We start from the raw sequence: 16,953 nt of genomic DNA on the forward strand, positions 1-16,953 counted from the left end.
GGGCGCCTCGGGGGAGGTGCGGCCGGCCGGTCTACTTGCCGACGCCGGCGGTGAGGCCGGACTGGACCTGGCGTTGGAAGACGATGTACACGATGAGGACCGGCAGCATCGCCATGGTCACTCCGGCGAAGAGCCCCGACCAGTCGGACTTGTAGCCCTGGTTGACCGAGAGTTCGATCAGCCCCTGGGAGATGACCTGGTTCTTCGGCTCGCCGCCCACCGACTGCATGAGCAGGGTCGGCAGGTACCACTGGTTCCACTGGCCGAGCACGTTGAAGATGCCGATGCTGATCAGGCCCGGCCTGGCCATCGGCAGCATGACGCTGAAGAAAAGCCGACTGTGTGACGCACCGTCGACCATCGCGGCCTCGGCGATCGTGTTCGGCAGTGTCCTGAAGAACGAGTGCATGAAGAAGATCGTGAACGACAGCGACCAGGCGACGTAGACCACGATCAGCATGAGGTGCTTGTTCGGGCCGAGCAGCGGGAAGACGATGCCCATGTTGTAGACGCCCTTGAACAGCGGCACGGCGGCAAGATAGATGGGCAGGGTCAGCCCGGACAGGAACATGTAGTAGATCAGCCGGTTGCCGCGGAACTCGTAGCGGGCCAGCACGTAGGCCGCCATCGAGCCGAGCAGCATGGTCAGGAAGACGCTGCCGATCAGCACCAGGACGGTGTTCAGGAAGAACGCGCCGAGGTGACCCTCACCCCAGGCCCGGGTGAAGTTGTCCCAGTGCAGCTTGTCGGGGATGAGCGACAGCGGCTTGCGGATGACCTCCGAGTCGTCCTTGAACGCCGACATCACCACCCACAGCAACGGGTAGATCACCATCACGGCCCAGACCGCCAGGAACAGGTGGGAGAAGCCGTTGAAGATCCGCGCGCCGATGGCGGCGGGGCGGGACCCCGTCCGCTGTGCCGCCGGCCGGGTGGGCGGAGACTGGTCGGACCGGGTCAGACCACCGTGCGCCGTTGTGCTCATCGTCCAGCCTCCTCAGAACTCGATACGCTCACGACGGGTGATCTTCAGCTGCGCCGCGGCCAGCAGGATCGTGAAGATCGCCAGCGACACGCCCATCGCGCAGGCGTAGCCGAACTGGCCCTTCTGGAACGCGGTGAAGTTGAGCACCGACGCGAAGATCTCGCTGGCGTGGTTCGGTCCACCCTGGCTGGGCGTCATCACGAACACGAGGGCGTACATGTCCAGCGCGATGAAGCCCAGGTAGACCCAGGCCACGGAGACGGTGTCCCGCAGCAGCGGCAACGTGATCCGGAAGAAGGTGTGGAAGCGGCCGGCGCCGTCGAGGATGGCGGCCTCGTAGATGTCCTTCGGGATCGACTGCATCGCCGCCGAGAAGAGCACCATGTAGAAGCCGGCCCCGCTCCACACCGCGATCAGCAGCAGCCACCAGAGCACCGCCGGTACGCCGAGGAACGGCTCCGGGTCGGCGGTGAAGGCGATCGGGTTGTCCGCGTCGACCAGGCCGATCTTGATCAGCAGGCCGTTGATCAGGCCCTGGCTGTCGGTGCGGTAGATCTGCTGCCACATCACGGCGATGACCACCAGCGACAGCACCTGCGGGAAGAAAAAGATGACCTTGTAGACGGCGGAGCCGAACACCCCCCGGATGCCGGCCCTGTCCTCGCGTCCGCCCACGTTGAGCAGGAACGCGAGGAACAGGGCCAGCGCGATGGTGAAGAGCGGCACGGTGATCAGGAAGAAGACGTTGTGCCAGAACGCCTTCCTGATCAGCTCGTCGGAGAGCAGCCGGACGTAGTTGTCCAGCCCGACGAACTCCTGCTTGTCGGAGTACCCTCCCCAGCTGGTCAGCGAGTATCCGGCCGCCTGGGCGAAGGGCCACACCACGTAGAAGAGGTACAGCGCGACGGGGAGGGCCAGGAAGCCCGTGACGAAGCGCGCGACACCGTGCCGCATTTAACTCACTCTCTCGTTCGGATCAGGCGGTGCGGGTCTGCTTCTTGATCGACGAGTCCTTGGCGACCTTGTCGGCGGCCGCCTGCATCTTGTCGACGAACTGCTGCGCGGTGAGCCGGCCGGCCATCAGCTCCTCGGAGAGGTTCTGGCTCTCCTTGTCCAGGTCGGCGTAGAAGTCCCAGAACTTGGTCTTGATCAGGTCCTTGGGCGCGTTCTTCATCAGCTCGTTGGCAGTGGCCAGGGCCGAGTCCTGCACGCCGTCGCCGGAGCCCTTGGTCGAGGCGAGCGACTTGGTCAGCTCGGCGAACTTCGCCGAACCCGGCTTGGAGAGCACGGCCCGCAGGAACTCCTTCGCCGCGGCCTTGTTCGGGGCCTTGCTCGGCACCACGAGGCCCTCGCCGGCGCCGGCGAAGACGTCCTTCGGCGCCTTGTCGCTGGCGCCCAGGCCCCAGTAGTCCGACAGCTTCATCTCGAAGCCCGGCGGGATGGTCGCCGACATCTCGTTCTTCAGCCAGGTGCCGACCTGGATGAACGCCGCCTTGCCGTCGAGCCAGGCCTGCTGCGACTGGGTGTGGTCGAGCTTGCCGGGCAGCAGCAGCTTGTCCTTCACCAGCTTCTCCCACGCCTGCAGGGCCGGCAGGATCCCGTCCGCCTTCCAGGCGTTCTCCTTCAGGTTGTCGATGTCGACCACGGCCTGCTTGCCGGCGGACTTCCAGATCGTCGCCATCAGCGCCCAGCGCGGGTAGTAGCCGTGCACCGCGTCGTGCACGTACGGGGCGATGCCCTTGGCCTTGATCTTCGGGGCGAGGGCGAAGAACTCGTCGAAGGTCTTCGGCGGCTCCCAACCCTCCTTGGTGAAGAGCGCGCCGTTGTACCAGTTGCCCCAGACGGTGTAGGCCACGTTGACCACGTAGAACTTGCCCTGGAAGGTGCCGTCGGCGGCGGTGCCCGGCAGCAGCGAGTCGGCCACCGTGCCCTCGCCGTCCCAGGCCGGCGCGGCGAGCAGGTCGTCCAGCGGCTCGATCGCGCCCTCGTTGACCAGGGTGCTGATGTCCATCATGTCGGCGCCGGAGTTCATCACCACGTCGCTCGGCTGGGTGGCCATCTTGGGCTGCTCTTCGGTCTTGATCTTCTGGGTGGAGCTCAAGTTGACCGTGACGTTGGCATGCTTGGCGTTGAAGACAACCTTGTCTTCCTTGGCCCACTGGTCACCGAGGCCACCGTTGAAGATGACCACCTTGACGGCGCTGCCGTCCTTCACGCCGAACGGGTTGTCCTTGTTCTTCGCCGCGCCGGCGTCGTCGGACTTGGTCGGCTCGCTGCCGGCGCAGGCGCTGAGCAGGCCGACGGCCGGGGTGACCAGCAGGCCGGCCGCGGCGGCCCGCCGCAGCAGGGTCCGGCGGCTGAGGTCGCCGAGGTTCTCGGGGATAACCGACATCTCTGTCTCTCCTTGTGGTGTCCGGGTCAGGCGGTCCGCCGGAGACGCCCGGCGTACCGCGACTCGAGGGCGAGGTTGTGCTCGTCCCCACCGGGGACGTTGGCGGAAAGGTAGACAGGGGGTACCTCTCCGGCCTGGTGGAACCGTCGTACGACCTCCGCGGTCAGCAGCTGCGCCAGCAGCGCGGCGGTGACCGAGGAGACCGCACAGACCGCGCCGCCGCCCTCGAGCGGCAGCAGTGCGTCGCCGTACGGCGCGCCGTTGTCCAGCAGGACGTCGGCGAGATCGGCGAGCCGGTGACCGGACGGGTGGCGCGGGGCCACCCGTGCGGTGTGGGCGACCGAGGTGACCGCGATCAGCGGATGGCCGCCGGACTTGACCAGCAGCGCCAGCTCGACGACCGAGCCGTTGATCCCGGACTGGGAGGCGACCACGAAGACGTCGGCCGGGTGCGGGTCGGCGAGGGCGTGCAGCTGGTGGGCGACGGCCGGGTCGCGCTCCAGCTTCGGGTCGGCGAGCAGGTCGCGGGGCGCGTCGCCGTGCAGCACCAGGTCGTGCAGGGAGAGCCGGTTGGTGGGGACCAGCCCGCCGGCCCGGGCGACGAGCTCGGCGGCGAACGCCTCGGAGTGGCCGGCGCCGAACGCCTGGAGCACCCCGCCGGCCCGCAGGCTGGCCACGACCAGGTCGGCGGCCCGGCCGATCGCCTCGGCCTGCGAGTCGACCACCCGGTCGAGGACCGGGCGGACGGCCTCGGCGTACCCCTGTGCGCTGATCATGAGATCGCCCTCTTCTCGGCCTTGTGCCCGTCGACGGCCTGGGCGGTACGCCGGAAGGCCGCGTGGGCCCGGTCGTGGGTGCGCTGCGCGACGGCGATGTAGAGCAGGTCGAGCACGACGAGCTGCGGGTGCCGGGCGGAGAGCGCGTCCGGCCGGAAGGTGGTGGCCTGGCTGGCGGTGAGCAGCACGATGTCGGCCAGTTCGGCCAGCGGCGAGCGGGGGAAGCCGGTCAGCGCCATGGTGGTCGCGCCCCGGCTGCCGGCCTCGGCCAGCATCTCGATGGTCTCCCGGGTCTGCCCGGTGTGCGAGATGCCGAGCGCGACGTCCCCGACGCCGAGCAGCGCGGCGCTGGCCAGCCCCTCGTGCACGTCGCTCCAGGCCCAGGCGGCCACTCCGATGCGGTGCAGGCTGAACTGCATCTCCTCGCCGACCAGCGCACTGCCGCTGGCGCCGAAGATGTTCACCCGGGACGCCCCGGCGATGGCCACCGCGGCGCGTTCCACCTCGGCGAGGTCGAGCAGCGCGGCGGTGTCGTGCATGGCCCGGGTGTCGGCGGCCATGATCTGGTCCAGCACCCGCTCCAGGGGGTCGCTCGGCTGGATCTCGCGTCCGATGTCGACGGTCCAGCCGGCCGAGCGGGCCCGGCCGGTCTCCGAGGCGATGCCGAGCCGCAGGTCGGCGTAGCCGTCGAAGCCCATCGCGCGGCAGAACCGGGTGATGGTGGCCGGCGAGGTGCCGCTGCGCTCGGCCAGCTCCACGATGGTGGCCCGGGCGGCCGCCTCCGGGTCGCTGAGGACGTGCTCAGCGACCCGGCGCAACGCCCCCGTCAGCTCCCCCGCGCCGGCCCGGACCCTGGCCAGCACCCCGTCGGGGCCCCGCCGGTCGACCGTGTCGGCGTCGACCACCGCGGTCCCCGCGGAAGTGTCCACCTCATGATCAACCATCGAGGAACACCTTTCGGAAAAGACTATTAACTGTTAGTGGTAAAAACTCTTACTGACGACCCCTCCGTGTCAAGAGCGTGGGCGAAGTTTTCAAACTGTTACCTGGCGCACCGCGCCGGGCCGACCGTCCACCTTGCCTACGGGCACGCGTCGGACCAGCATGAACTCCGCCCGCACCGTCGCACCGGGAGGCCCGTGAGCATGTCCGACACCGTCGTGGTCGGTCTCGACATCGGAGGTACGTCCACCCGCGCGGTCGCGCTCACCCTGGGCGGGGAGCGCCTGGGCACCGGCCGGGGCGGTGGCGGCAACCCGACCAGCCACGGCGCCGAGCGCGCCGCCGCCGAACTGCTGGCCGCCCTGCGCGGCGCGCTGTCCGGGGTGGACCCGACCCGGGTACGCGCCGGCACGATCGGCCTCGCCGGCGCCGCCCGACTGCTGGCCGACCCCACGGGCCGGGCCGCCTTCGACCGGGCCTGGGCCCAGGCCGGCCTGCGCTGCCCGTACGCGGTGCACGGCGACGCCCTCGTCGCGTACGCGTCGGGCACCGCCGCCCCGGACGGCACCGTGCTGATCGCCGGCACCGGGGCGATCGCCGCCCAGGTACGCGACCTGCGCCTGGACCGCGTCGCCGACGGCCACGGCTGGCTGCTGGGCGACGCCGGGTCCGGCTTCTGGCTGGGGCGCGAGGCGGTCCGCCAGCTGCTGGCGGCCCTGGACACCGCCGCGACGCCCGGCCCGCTGGGCCGCCGGGTGCTCACCGAGCTACTCGGCGCCGCCGAGGTGGCGGCGCGCCCCCGGGAGACCGTCGACGCGCTGGTCCAGGCGGTGACCCGGCGATCCCCGGTCGAGCTGGCCCGACTCGCCCCCCTGGTGGTGGCCGCCGCCGTCGAGGGCGAGCCGGTCGCGACGGCGCTGATCGGCGAGGCCGCCGCCCACCTGGCGATCAGCGCGTCGAGGATCCGGCCGGCCGGCGCGGCCGAGCCGATCGTGCTCGGCGGCGGCCTGCTCACCGGCGACACCCCCCTGGCGGCGGCGGTCCGCGCCGAGGTGTCCGCCCGCTGGCCGGACGCCCCGGTCCACTCGGCCGGGGACGGCGCCGCAGCAGCCGCCTGGCTGGCCGCCCGCGACCTCCCCGAGGTCACCGACCCGACGGCCCTGCACGCCCTCCTGGTGCCCGCCGCGGACTGAGACGGGCGCGAGGCCGCCCCGGCGGCGGGCGCGCCCGCCAAGATCGCGCTCGATCCTGGAAGTAGTCCCCTCGTCGCGCGCGGGATGCCACTCCTTCCGGGATCGAGCGCGATCATTCCAGGACAGCGCGCCGACCGGGGGCGCGGGCACGGGGGGCGGGGCGGGTCAGAGGGTGGCCACAGCCGCTTCGAGGCGGCGCCAGACGTGCGAGCGCCAGCCGCCGCCGAGCAGAGTGGCGGTGCGCCGCTGGAGCGGGTCGGCCCGGGCCCGCCACCGCGACCGTTACCGACCGCGCTGATCTGTATCGGACAGCGGCTACTTGAGCTGACCGGCGGTCAGGCCCGACTGGACCTGCCGCTGGAAGCCCACGTACACGGCGAGCACGGGCAGCACCGCGATGCTGAGGCCGGCGAAGAGCCGGGCGTAGTCGCCGGCGTAGCCCTGGCTGACCGAGAGGGCGAAGAGCCCCTGGGCGAGCACCCACTTCGACTCGTCGCCCTGCATCAGCACCTGCGGCAGCAGGAACTGGTTCCAGTGGCTGAGGAAGTTGAAGATGGCCACGCTGATCAGTCCCGGACGGGCCATCGGCAGCATCACCCGGAAGAAGAGTCGGAAGTGACCGCAGCCGTCGACCAGCGCGGCCTCCGCCACCGAGGTGGGAAGGGTGCGGAAGAAGGCGGTCAGGAAGAACACCGTGAACGGCAGCGAATACGCCGAGTACACCAGGATCAGGCCGGTCCAGGTGCCGAAGAGACCGGCGTTGCGGACCACGAAGAAGAGCGGCACCAGGGCGAGGAACACCGGGAACATCAGGCCGCCGACGAAGAGGTAGTAGACGATCTGCCGGCCCCGGAACTCGTACCGGGCGAAGACGTACGCGGCGGTGGCGCCCATCACCATGGTCAGGCTGACCGAGCCGGCCACCACCACCAGGCTGTTGAGGAAGTACCGGCCGATGTGCGCGCCGGTCCAGGCCCGGGACCAGTTGTCGAGGTGCAGCGTCCCGGGCAGCCCCCACGGGTCGGCCAGGATCTCACCGTTGCTCTTGAACGAGCTGACGAACATCCACAGCAGCGGCAGCACGGTCAGCGCGGCCCAGACCAGCAGGAAGCCGTGCGAGAAGACGTTGGCCACGCCGAGTTCCCGGCGCACCGGGCGGTCGGTGGGCTGCTTGGTCGCTGCCGCGACCGGGGCGGCGCTGTCCAGGGTGGTCACGAGTATTCGATCCGATCACGTCGGCCGGCGCGCAGCGACAGCACCGCGACCGACAGGGTCAGGAAGAACATCATCACGCCGATCGCCGAGGCGTAGCCGAACTTGGTCTCGCTGCCGAACGCGGTGTCGTACATCCGCACGCCGATCACGTCGGTGGAGAAGTTCGGGCCGCCGTTGGTCATCAACTGCACCAGGATGAACCCGTCCAGGGCGAAGATGGCCAGGTAGACCCAGGCGACCTGGACGGTGTCCCAGAGCAGCGGCAGGGTGACCCGGCGCAGGGTGGTCAGCCGGGACGCCCCGTCGAGCATGACCGCCTCGTAGATCTCCTTCGGCACGGCCGACATCGCGGCGCCGAAGAGCACCACGTAGAAGCCGACGTTGCTCCAGACCATCACGGCCAGGACGCACCAGAAGGCGGTCCGCGGGTCGCCGAGCCAGGTGGGCGACCCGAGCCCGACGGCGTGCAGCATGCTGGTGAGCAGGCCCTTGTTGGGGTGGTAGACCTCCTTCCAGAGCAGCGCGATGATCACCACCGAGAGCACCTGGGGAAAGAAGTAGACGGTGCGGTAGAGGGCCGTGCCGCGGACGCCGGTCACCCCGGCCCGGCCCTTACGTCCGCCCATGTTGAGCATGGTGGCGAAGAAGAGCCCGAGGACGATGGTCAGCACCGGCACCAGGGCCAGCAGGATCGCGTTGTTCTTCAGCGCGTTCCAGACGTAGTCGTCGTGCCAGAGCGCCTTGAAGTTGGCCAGCCCGACCGAGTTGGCGTCGGCGGAGTAGCCGAGCCAGTCGGTGGTGGAGATCTGGAACGCCTGCAGGTACGGCGATACGACGAAGACGACGTAGAGCAGCACCGGCGGCACCAGGAAGGTGACGATCAGCGGGTACTTGCCATGTCTCACGATGGGCCCCAACTCCCGGCGGCGGCCGGCGGGGGCGGTCGGCCGCCCCCACCGGCCGGGATGTCACGCGGTCCGCTTGTACTTCTTGACCGAGCTGTCCTGGGCGATCGAGTCGGCGCCCTTCTGGCACTGGTCGAGGAACTCGGCCGGGCCGATCCGGCCGCTGAAGAACTCGCCGCACGCGGCGTCGACGAGGTTACGCTCCAGCTTGCGGTAGTAGTTGTTGTAGACCCAGTTGAAGCCGTTGGCGCCGGACGCGTCCAGCGCCTTGACCACGGTGTTCAGCCCGTACGGCAGCTCGATGCCCTCGGCGGCGCCGGCGACGACGGTGAGGCTGGAGACCTTGCGGGTGAAGTCCTGGGCGCCCTTGCGGGACAGCATGGTCCGGAAGTATTCCAGGCCACCGGCGACGTTCTTCGCCTTCGCCGGCACCATGAACGGCTCGCCGGCGGTGCCCCGGACCGCCTCGAACGGCAGTTTGTCGCCGCTGCCCAGGCTGGGCGTCGGCTGGACGGTCATGTTGAACCCGGCCGGGGTGACGTCCTTCTGCTCGCTCTCCAGCCAGGAGCCGCAGGAGATGAAGGCGGCCTTGCCCTGGCACCAGGCGGTCTGCGACTGCTTGTGGTCCAGACCGGGCGAGCCTTCGAGGATGTACTTGTCCTTGACGATCTGGTGCCAGGCGTCGGCCGCTGCCTTCATCGCGTCGGACTTCCAGGCGTTCGGCTCCAGGTTGTCGATCGCGGTGGCGACCGAGGGCCCGCCGAACTTGATCGCGGTGGCGATCAGCGGCCAGCTCATGTAGCGCGGGTGCAGGCCGGCGTACGTCCAGGGGGCGATGCCGGCTGCCTTGATCTGCTTGCAGAGCGCGATGTGCTCGTCCCAGGTCTTGGCGTACGCCCAGTTGCGCTCGCTGAACAGCTTGGTGGAGTGCCAGATGCCGTACACGGTGTAGGTGTAGTTGAACACCAGGAACTTGCCGTCGTACGAGCCGACCTCGACCGCGCCGGGCAGCAGGGTGTCCTTGACGGTCTTGCCCGGGATGTCGAGGCTCGGGGCGGCGAGCAGCTCGCCGAGGTCGGCGATGGCGTTCTGCGAGACCAGGCCGTTGAAGTCGATCTGGCCCGCGCCGGAGTTGTTGACCACGTCCGGCGGGGTGCCGTCGACGAACCGCGGCTGGAGGGTCTTGCTGATCTCCTGCGTGGCCGAGTGCTTGATCGCGGCCTTCGGGTACTTCTCCTTGTACATGGTCTCGTGGGCCTTGGCGTACTCCTCGCCGAAGCCGCCGTTGAAGATCACCACCTCGAGCGGCGCGTCCTCCTTGACCCCCAGGGGGTTCTGCTCACTCTTGGTGCCCTTGTAGGTGCCGCCGTCGGCCTTGTCGTCGCCACCGCCGGTGGCGCAGCCGGCGAGCAGGCCCGCCGCGGGGGTGGCCAGCAGGCCGGCGGCGGCGGTACGCCGCAGGATGTCACGCCTGTTCATCAGCTCTCCTCGGTTCGGGTGGGGCGGATCGCCGGTGACAGGGGGTGGCGTCCGCCGCTCGAGGCACGTTGGTTCTCTTCATTTCGCCTGTTGTTACTGAAGAATTTCTACGGCAGGAGCGCGCCGACTTCAAGCCCCGGCGGCCGATCCGTTATCACCACCGGCCGGACCGCGCTGGCATAGCCTGATCCCATGCGCCGCCTGGGCCAGCTCGCCGAGCGCACTCCGGCCGGGCGGGAACGTTACGTCGACCTGCTCCGCGCGCTCGCGATCACCATGGTCGTCGTCGGTCACTGGGGTGTCACCGTCATCGACCGGGACGCCGCCGGCAGGCCGACCGGGCACTCGGCGCTCGGCGACCTGCCGTGGGCATACCCGGTGACCTGGCTGGCCCAGGTGATACCGGTCTTCTTCCTGGTCGGCGGCTACGCCAACGCCGCCTCGCTGACCCGCCGCAAGGCCCGCGGCGGCGACGCCGCCGGCTGGCTGCTGGACCGCAGCGCCCGCCTGGTCCGCCCCACCAGCGCGCTGGTGCTGGTGCTCACCGCCGGCGCGGCCCTGGCCCGGCTACGCGGCGCCGACGCCACGCAGGTGCGCACGGTGGTCTGGTTCGCCACCATCCCGCTGTGGTTCCTGGTCGCCTACCTGGTGGTCGTCGTCCTCACCCCGCCGATGTACGCGCTGCACCGCCGCTACGGGCTGCTCGCGCCGCTGGTCCTGGTCGGCCTGGTGGCGCTGGGCGACGTCGCCCGGCTGGCCGGGCCGACGGCCCTGGCCGGCGGCAACTACCTCTTCGGTTGGCTCGCGGTGCACCAGCTCGGCTTCGCCTGGTACGACGCCCGCTCCGCGGCCGCGAACGGACCGCCGGCCGGGACGGCCCCGGGCAGCCCGGAGCCGCCACCGGCGACTGCCACGCCCGCGCCGTCGGAGTCCGACCGTACGGGCGTACGCCGGCGGCGGTTGCCCACCTCACGCCCGGTGGCGCTGGCGCTGCTGGCCGGTGGCCTCGCCGCGGTGGTCCTGCTCACGGTCGTCGGGCCGTGGCCGGTGGCGATGCTGAAAGTGCCCGGGGAGCGGCTGGACAACACCGCGCCGCCGAGCCTGGCGCTGCTCGCCCTCGCCGCCGCGCAGCTCGGGCTGATCCTGCTGCTGCGCGACCCGGCGGAGCGCTGGCTGCGCCGGCCCCGCCCGTGGCGGGCGGTGATCGCGGTCAACCTCGTGGTGCTGACGGTCTTCCTCTGGCACCTGACCGCCGCCGTGCTGCTGATCGGGCTGCTCGACGCCGCCGGCCTGCTACCCACCCCGCAGGTCGGCTCGGCCGCCTGGTGGGGCTGGCGGATCCCCTGGCTGTTGATGCTCGGCGTGGTCCTGGCCGTGCTGGTCGCCGTCTTCGGCCCGGTCGAGGCCCGCAGCGCCCGGCACCGCCCCGGGCGGCGGGGCGGCCGTACCAGCCGGACCCGCGCCGCGCTGACCGTTGCCGGGTACGCCGCCGTCGTCGGCGGGCTGCTGGTCAACAGCGCCACCCCCCAGCGCGCGCCGGAGCCGCTCGGCACGCCCGTCCCGGCGCTGGTGGCGTACCTGGCCGGGGCAGGCGTGCTGCGGCTGCTCAGGTCTGGGTGGGGAAGCCGAGGTTGACCCCGCCGTGGCGCGGATCGAGCCAGCGGCTGGTGACCACCTTGCCCCGGGTGAAGAACCGCACCCCGTCCTCGCCGTGCGCGTGCAGGTCGCCGAAGAGGGAGGACTTCCACCCGCCGAACGAGTAGTACGCCATCGGCACCGGGATCGGCACGTTGATCCCGACCATGCCGACCTCCACCTCGTGCTGGTAGCGGCGGGCGGCGCCGCCGTCGTTGGTGAAGATCGCCGTGCCGTTGCCGTACGGGTTGGCGTTCACGAGGTCGACCGCCTCGTCGTACGAGCCGACCCGGACGACGCTGAGCACCGGGCCGAAGATCTCGTCGGTGTAGATCGACATGTCCGGGGTGACCCGGTCGAAGAGGGTGGGGCCGAGCCAGAAGCCGCCGGAGTCCCCGTCCGGGGTGACGTCCCGGCCGTCGACCACCGCCACCGCCCCGGCCGTCACGCCCGACTCCACGTAGGAGCGGACCCGCTCGGCGTGCGCGGCGGTGACCAGCGGACCCATGTCGCAGCCGCGCCGGCCGTCGCCGGTGCGCAGCCCGGCCATCCGCTGCGCGATCTTCGCGACCAGGGCGTCGGCGACCGGCTCGACCGCGACCAGCGCCGAGATCGCCATGCACCGCTCCCCCGCCGAGCCGAAGCCGGCATTGACCGCCGCGTCGGCGGCCAGGTCCAGGTCGGCGTCCGGGAGCACCACCATGTGGTTCTTCGCCCCGCCGAGCGCCTGCACCCGCTTGCCGGCCAGCGCGCCGCGCTGGTGCACGTACCGGGCGACCGGGGTGGAGCCGACGAACGACACCGCCTTCACCGACGGGTGGTCCAGCAGCGCGTCGACCGCCTCCTTGTCGCCGTTGACCACGTTCAGCACCCCGTCGGGCAGGCCCGCCTCGGCGAACCACCCGGCCAGCAGCAGGGCCGCGCTCGGGTCCTTCTCGCTCGGCTTGAGCACCACCGCGTTGCCGCAGGCCACCGCCACCGGCACGAACCACAGCGGCACCATCACCGGGAAGTTGAACGGCGAGATCACCGCCACCACGCCCAGCGGCTGCCGGATGCTGTACGAGTCGACCTCGGTGGAGACGTTCTCGCTGAACCCGCCGCGCAGCGCGGCGGGGATGCCGCAGGCGTACTCGATCACCTCCAGGCCGCGCTGCACCTCGCCGGCGGCGTCCGCGAGCACCTTGCCGTGCTCGGCGGTGATCACCTCGGCGAGCCGGTCGCGGCGGGCGTGGACCAGCTCCCGGAAGGCGAACAGCACCGCCGTGCGCCTGGCCAGCGAGGCGTCCCGCCAGCTCCGCGCGGCCCGCTCGGCCGCTTCCACCGCGACCGCGACGTCCGCGGCCGAGGCCAGCTCCACCTGCCCGGTACGCCGGCCGGTGGCCGGGTCGAAGACGTCCCCGCGCCGCTGCGCGCCACCGGAGACCCGCTTGCCGTCGACGAAGTGCCCGATGTCGTTCACCCGGACACCTCGGCCGCGCAGGAGCGGATGGCGTCGGCCAGGATGGCCAGGCCCTCGCGGGCCTCGTCCTCGGTCAGGGTCAGCGGCGGGCCCATCCGCAGCACGTTGCCGTGCAGGCCGCCCTTGCCGGCCAGCAGGCCACCGGCCCGGCACGCCTCGAACACCCGGGTGGCCAGCGCCGGATCCGGGTCCAGGGTGCCCGGACGGACGAACTCGACACCGAGCATCAGCCCCTTGCCGCGTACCTCGGCGACGCAGTCGAGGCCGGCCACGGCGGCACGCAGGCCGTCGGCGAGGATCGCGCCGGTCCGGGCCGCGTTGGCCTGCAGGTCGTGGTCGCGCAGGTAGTCCAGGACGGCGTTGCCGGCGGCGGTGGAGACCGGGTTGCCGCCGAAGGTGGAGAAGCTGATCGCCGGCACCGACTCCAGCACGTCGGCCCGGCCGACCACGCCGGCGAGGGCGAAGCCGTTGCCGATGCCCTTGGCGAAGGTGAGCAGGTCCGGGGTGACTCCGTGCGCCTGGTAGCCCCAGAAGTGCTCGCCGGTCCGCCCCCAACCGGTCTGCACCTCGTCGGAAATCAACAGGATGCCGTGCTCGTCGAGGACCTTCTTCCAGGCGGCGAAGAGCCCGTCCGGCGGGGCCACGAAGCCGCCCACGCCCTGGATCGGCTCGGCGATCAGGCAGGCCACGTCGCCGGCGGTCTGGGTGGCGAGGACCTCACGCAGATCCTCCGCCGCCGCGTCGATCCGGTCGGCCTCGTCGAGGCGGGCCAGCAGGCCGCGCAGCCGCTCCCCGGAGTGCAGCCAGGCCACCTGGAGCGGGTTGAGCGCGCTCGCCGACCAGCTGCGGTTGCCGGTGACGCCCATCGCCGCGTACGACCGGCCGTGGTAGCTGTTGCGCACCGCCAGGATCTGGTGCGAGCGGCGGTAATTGGTGGCGACCAGCAGGGCGGCCTCGTTCGCCTCGGTGCCCGAGTTGGTGAAGAAGACCCGGGCGTCCGGGATGCCGGAGAGCCGGGCGACCTTCTCCGCCAGCTCGACCTGCTGGCGGATCAGGTAGAGCGTCGAGCTGTGCACGATCCCGGTGCGCAGCTGCCGCTCGACCGCCTCCCGGATCTCCGGGATGTCGTAGCCGATCATGTTGGTCAGCACGCCGCCGAAGAAGTCCAGGTAGCTGCGGCCCTGCGCGTCGGTCACCCGGCGACCCGAGCCGGAGACCAGCTCGATCGGCTCGGCGTAGTAGAGCGGCATCCAGGACGGGAGCACGGCCCGGTGTCGGGCCAGCAGGTCGTCGGAGGTCATCGTCGCACCCTTCAGCGGCGGCGGATTCACGTTCCTCGCACGCTTCCACCGCCCGCCGACAGGGACAACTGCCACTGTGTAGCGCAGCCGGGGTGGCGGCCTGACAGCGCGTCAACCCGCCTGGTGCGGTTTCCGGGACGGATCACGATTTCTGCGACCCGGCAGCGGGATGGTGATGCCCGCTCGTCGGGTCCGCCGTCCGACCCGTCCGCCGCCGGTACGATCCGGTGGTGCGGATCGCGGACGTGGCGCTGCCGACCGGTTCGGCGGGCGCCTCGCCGGCGCAGATCGCCCGGGGGGTGCACGCCTGGGTGGCGTCCCCGCCCCTGCGCGCGCTGGTCGCCCGGTTCGGCGGCGATTGGCCGGCCGGCGACCTGGCGGCCGTGCTGGCCGGGCTGGACGACTTCTCCGCCCGGCACTGGGACTTCCGGGGTGGCCGGGAACGCCCCGAGGCGCGGGAGCCCGCCCTCGACCCCGGCACAGCCGGGCAGGTGCTCGCCACCGCCGAGGCGCTCGGCCTGGTCCGCCCGGTGCCACCGACCCACCCCCGGTACGCCCACCTGGTGGTCCTGGGTGGGCTGGCGCACGCCTGCCTGCGGCGCGTCGCGTACGCCGCCCACCTGGTGCGGCACGGCCCGGCGGTGGCCGGGGAGGTGGCCGTGCTCGGCAGCTTCCGGCCACTGTCCGAGGTGGAGCGGGCCGTGCTGGCCGGGGCGGGGATCGAGGCCGACACCGAGGTGGACGCGCTCGACGCGGCGGTCCGCCGGGTCCTCGGGATCGCCGCGCCGAGCGAGGAGGACGGGCACGACACCGGCCACCCGCACCACTCCTGGTCCTCGCGGACCTACCGCCCGGACGGGCTGCCGCCGGTCCGGGTGCTCGCCGCCCCGTCCAGCGAGCCAGAGCGGCGGCGCGCGCACACCGCGGACACCCAGCGGTTCTGGGCCGGGCACGTCCGGCTCTCCCCCGGCGACCCGGTGCTGATGGTGACCGCGCCGATCTACGTGCCGTTCCAGCACTGCGACGCGCTGCGCACCCTCGCCGTGCCGTACGGCTGCGGGATCGAGACCGTCGGCACCGACCCAGCCCTGCCCGACCTGACCCGGCTGCCCGAGCCGACCCTCACCCCGGGGCGCTACCTCCAGGAGATCCGCTCGGCGATCCGCGCGATGCGCGCCCTGCACGAGGTGCTCGGCTGACCGACCCGACCCCGCCCGGGCGGGGCGGGGAGCGGCCGTCAGGCACCAGCTACACCTTGCCGTCGGTGGCGGTCGCCAGGGTGGCCGCGGCCCCGCGTGGCGGTCACCGCGCGGTGTCGGCGACTGCCCGGGCGAAGACCTCGGAGCGGTGCTCGAAGTTACGGAACCGCCCGTAGCTGGGCGCGGCCGGCGAGAGCAGCACCACTCCGCCGGACGGGGTGAGCTTGCGGGACAGCCCGACCGCCGCGACCAGGTCCTCGGCAAGTTCGGTACGCACCGCCGGCAGCCCGGCCAGCGCCTCGACGATGCGGGGGCCGCTGTCCGGGATGCCGATCACGGTGATCTCCCGCTCGGCCAGGTGCTCGCGCAACGGGGTGTAGTCCAGGCCCCGGTCGGTGCCACCGACGATCACCGTCAGCGGCCGCCCCTCGTACGCGTCGATCGCGTGCATCGCCGCGTACGGGCTGGTGGCGAGGGTGTCGTCGACGAAGGTGAGGCCGGACGGGTCGGCGATCTCGGTGAGCCGGTGGGCCAGCCCCTGGAACTCGGCGACCGCGATCGCGAGGGTGTCCTTGCGGGCCACCACGTCCACGTCGAGCGCGTCGAGCACGGCCAGCGCGACGCAGAGGTTGCCCTCGTTGTGCCGGCCCACCAGCGGCAGCACGGCGCGCGGGAAGAGCGGCTGGTCGGCCAGGTGGAACCAGGGCGTGCCGTCGGGGCCGGTGGCCACGTTGGCGGTGTCGGGCCGGCCGGCGCGCACGGCGGCCCGGTCGCCCAGTTCGAGGGCGAGCCGCGGGTCGGCGCCGTTGACCACCACGGTGCGCGGGCCGTAGGCCAGCAGGTTGAGCTTGTCCCGGTAGTACTCCGCCTCGCCGCCGTGCGCGTCCAGGTGCTCGGGGAAGAGCGCGGTGACCACGGCGACCCGGGGCGAGTCGATCAGGTCGCTGCACTGGTAGCTGGACAGCTCCAGCACGTACAGGTCGGCCTCGGGCAGGTCGAGGGTCGGCACCCCGATGTTGCCGCCGAAGACGTTGGGCCGGTCGACCGCGGCGAGCAGATGGCTGATCAGGCTGGACGTGGTGCTCTTGCCCTTGCTGCCGGTGACCCCGATGGTCCGGTCGGCGTGGTCGGCCATCCAGAGCGCGGTGCCCTGGGTGACGGTGGCCCCGCGGCGGCGCAGCTCCACCAGCCAGGGGTGGGTCTGCGGCACGCCCGGGGAGCGGACCACGACGTCGGCGGCGGCCAGCCGGTCGAAGCCCTCCGCGCCGGTGACCAGGGGCGCGGCCTCGGCGAGCGGCCCCTCCCAGGGCAGGGTGAGGAAGTTGGCGCTGTCGTCGACGGCGACCAGGTCGGCCGGGCCGTGCGCGGCGATGGCGGTCACGGCGGCCCGGCCCTCGCGGCCGGCCCCCCAGACGGCGACGGTACGTCCGCGCAGGTCAGACAGGCGCACGGGCTCTCTCCTCGGGGGT

At 71.8% G+C, this 16,953-nt stretch carries 14 protein-coding genes; 3 read left to right on the top strand and 11 right to left on the bottom strand.

Annotated features, from left to right (window positions below):
- Positions 1-31 precede the first annotated feature (31 nt).
- The 5 genes from ABZ807_RS22820 to ABZ807_RS22840 all read right to left on the bottom strand — a co-directional run bounded on the left by ABZ807_RS22820 (position 32) and on the right by ABZ807_RS22840 (position 5,097).
- Positions 32-835, bottom strand: coding sequence for a carbohydrate ABC transporter permease (locus ABZ807_RS22820; RefSeq protein ID WP_357161518.1), 804 nt, complete (start codon positions 833-835; stop codon positions 32-34).
- A 162-nt stretch (positions 836-997) separates the two neighbouring features.
- A complete protein-coding gene (locus ABZ807_RS22825) occupies positions 998-1,939 on the bottom strand; it encodes a sugar ABC transporter permease (protein WP_357161387.1) in 942 nt (313 codons plus the stop codon).
- Positions 1,940-1,961: 22 nt separating this feature from the next.
- Positions 1,962-3,377, bottom strand: coding sequence for an N-acetylglucosamine/diacetylchitobiose ABC transporter substrate-binding protein (gene ngcE / locus ABZ807_RS22830; RefSeq protein WP_357161390.1), 1,416 nt, complete (start codon positions 3,375-3,377; stop codon positions 1,962-1,964).
- A 26-nt stretch (positions 3,378-3,403) separates the two neighbouring features.
- On the bottom strand, positions 3,404-4,153 hold the full coding sequence (locus ABZ807_RS22835; RefSeq protein ID WP_357161393.1) for an SIS domain-containing protein: 750 nt from the start codon (positions 4,151-4,153) through the stop codon (positions 3,404-3,406).
- Positions 4,150-5,097 carry a MurR/RpiR family transcriptional regulator gene (locus ABZ807_RS22840; RefSeq protein WP_357161396.1) on the bottom strand — a complete coding sequence of 316 codons (948 nt, stop codon included), beginning with the start codon at positions 5,095-5,097 and terminating at the stop codon, positions 4,150-4,152. The genes ABZ807_RS22835 and ABZ807_RS22840 overlap by 4 nt, the downstream gene beginning before the upstream one ends.
- A gap of 201 nt (positions 5,098-5,298) precedes the next feature.
- Here ABZ807_RS22840 and ABZ807_RS22845 point away from each other — a divergent pair, with 201 nt between their 5' ends.
- Positions 5,299-6,288 (top strand): BadF/BadG/BcrA/BcrD ATPase family protein, encoded by a 990-nt coding sequence (locus ABZ807_RS22845; RefSeq protein WP_357161399.1) that lies wholly within the window; start codon positions 5,299-5,301, stop codon positions 6,286-6,288.
- Between the two features lie 315 nt (positions 6,289-6,603).
- Here the strand turns inward: ABZ807_RS22845 and ABZ807_RS22850 are convergent, their stop codons facing one another.
- The 3 genes from ABZ807_RS22850 to ngcE (ABZ807_RS22860) form a co-directional block, all read right to left on the bottom strand.
- Positions 6,604-7,503, bottom strand: coding sequence for a carbohydrate ABC transporter permease (locus ABZ807_RS22850; RefSeq protein ID WP_357161402.1), 900 nt, complete (start codon positions 7,501-7,503; stop codon positions 6,604-6,606).
- A complete protein-coding gene (locus tag ABZ807_RS22855; RefSeq protein WP_357161405.1) occupies positions 7,500-8,408 on the bottom strand; it encodes a sugar ABC transporter permease in 909 nt (302 codons plus the stop codon). The genes ABZ807_RS22850 and ABZ807_RS22855 overlap by 4 nt, the downstream gene beginning before the upstream one ends.
- 63 nt (positions 8,409-8,471) lie before the next feature.
- A complete protein-coding gene (gene ngcE, locus ABZ807_RS22860) occupies positions 8,472-9,887 on the bottom strand; it encodes an N-acetylglucosamine/diacetylchitobiose ABC transporter substrate-binding protein (RefSeq protein WP_357161407.1) in 1,416 nt (471 codons plus the stop codon).
- 192 nt (positions 9,888-10,079) lie between these two features.
- Here ngcE (ABZ807_RS22860) and ABZ807_RS22865 point away from each other — a divergent pair, with 192 nt between their 5' ends.
- Positions 10,080-11,522 (top strand): acyltransferase, encoded by a 1,443-nt coding sequence (locus ABZ807_RS22865; protein WP_357161410.1) that lies wholly within the window; start codon positions 10,080-10,082, stop codon positions 11,520-11,522.
- On the opposite strand, the gene ABZ807_RS22870 is transcribed toward ABZ807_RS22865, so the two are convergent.
- Both ABZ807_RS22870 and ABZ807_RS22875 read right to left on the bottom strand, forming a co-directional pair.
- A complete protein-coding gene (locus ABZ807_RS22870; RefSeq protein ID WP_357161413.1) occupies positions 11,494-12,984 on the bottom strand; it encodes a CoA-acylating methylmalonate-semialdehyde dehydrogenase in 1,491 nt (496 codons plus the stop codon). The two genes, ABZ807_RS22865 and ABZ807_RS22870, sit on opposite strands and share 29 nt — an antisense overlap.
- Entirely contained in the window at positions 12,981-14,285 is a 1,305-nt protein-coding gene (locus ABZ807_RS22875; protein ID WP_357161416.1) for an aspartate aminotransferase family protein, read from the bottom strand. Before ABZ807_RS22875 ends, ABZ807_RS22870 begins: the two co-directional genes overlap by 4 nt.
- 230 nt (positions 14,286-14,515) lie before the next feature.
- Here ABZ807_RS22875 and ABZ807_RS22880 point away from each other — a divergent pair, with 230 nt between their 5' ends.
- Positions 14,516-15,484 carry a hypothetical protein gene (locus ABZ807_RS22880; protein WP_357161419.1) on the top strand — a complete coding sequence of 323 codons (969 nt, stop codon included), beginning with the start codon at positions 14,516-14,518 and terminating at the stop codon, positions 15,482-15,484.
- A gap of 103 nt (positions 15,485-15,587) precedes the next feature.
- Here ABZ807_RS22880 and murD read toward each other — a convergent pair whose 3' ends face one another.
- Positions 15,588-16,934 carry a UDP-N-acetylmuramoyl-L-alanine--D-glutamate ligase gene (gene murD / locus ABZ807_RS22885; protein ID WP_357161422.1) on the bottom strand — a complete coding sequence of 449 codons (1,347 nt, stop codon included), beginning with the start codon at positions 16,932-16,934 and terminating at the stop codon, positions 15,588-15,590.
- Between the last annotated feature and the right edge of the window lie 19 nt (positions 16,935-16,953).

It is taken from the genome of Micromonospora sp. NPDC047548 (genome assembly GCF_040642975.1).
In the GTDB taxonomy this organism is placed as follows: domain Bacteria; phylum Actinomycetota; class Actinomycetes; order Mycobacteriales; family Micromonosporaceae; genus Micromonospora.

Coding starts and splice junctions, on each gene's coding strand:
- ABZ807_RS22845 (WP_357161399.1), top strand. CDS start 5,299: ATGTCCGACACCGTCGTGGTCGGTCTCGACATCGGAGGTACGTCCACC.
- ABZ807_RS22825 (WP_357161387.1), bottom strand. CDS start 1,939: ATGCGGCACGGTGTCGCGCGCTTCGTCACGGGCTTCCTGGCCCTCCCC.
- ABZ807_RS22865 (WP_357161410.1), top strand. CDS start 10,080: ATGCGCCGCCTGGGCCAGCTCGCCGAGCGCACTCCGGCCGGGCGGGAA.
- ABZ807_RS22820 (WP_357161518.1), bottom strand. CDS start 835: ATGGTGATCTACCCGTTGCTGTGGGTGGTGATGTCGGCGTTCAAGGAC.
- ngcE (WP_357161390.1), bottom strand. CDS start 3,377: ATGTCGGTTATCCCCGAGAACCTCGGCGACCTCAGCCGCCGGACCCTG.
- ngcE (WP_357161407.1), bottom strand. CDS start 9,887: ATGAACAGGCGTGACATCCTGCGGCGTACCGCCGCCGCCGGCCTGCTG.
- ABZ807_RS22835 (WP_357161393.1), bottom strand. CDS start 4,153: ATGATCAGCGCACAGGGGTACGCCGAGGCCGTCCGCCCGGTCCTCGAC.
- ABZ807_RS22840 (WP_357161396.1), bottom strand. CDS start 5,097: ATGGTTGATCATGAGGTGGACACTTCCGCGGGGACCGCGGTGGTCGAC.
- ABZ807_RS22875 (WP_357161416.1), bottom strand. CDS start 14,285: ATGACCTCCGACGACCTGCTGGCCCGACACCGGGCCGTGCTCCCGTCC.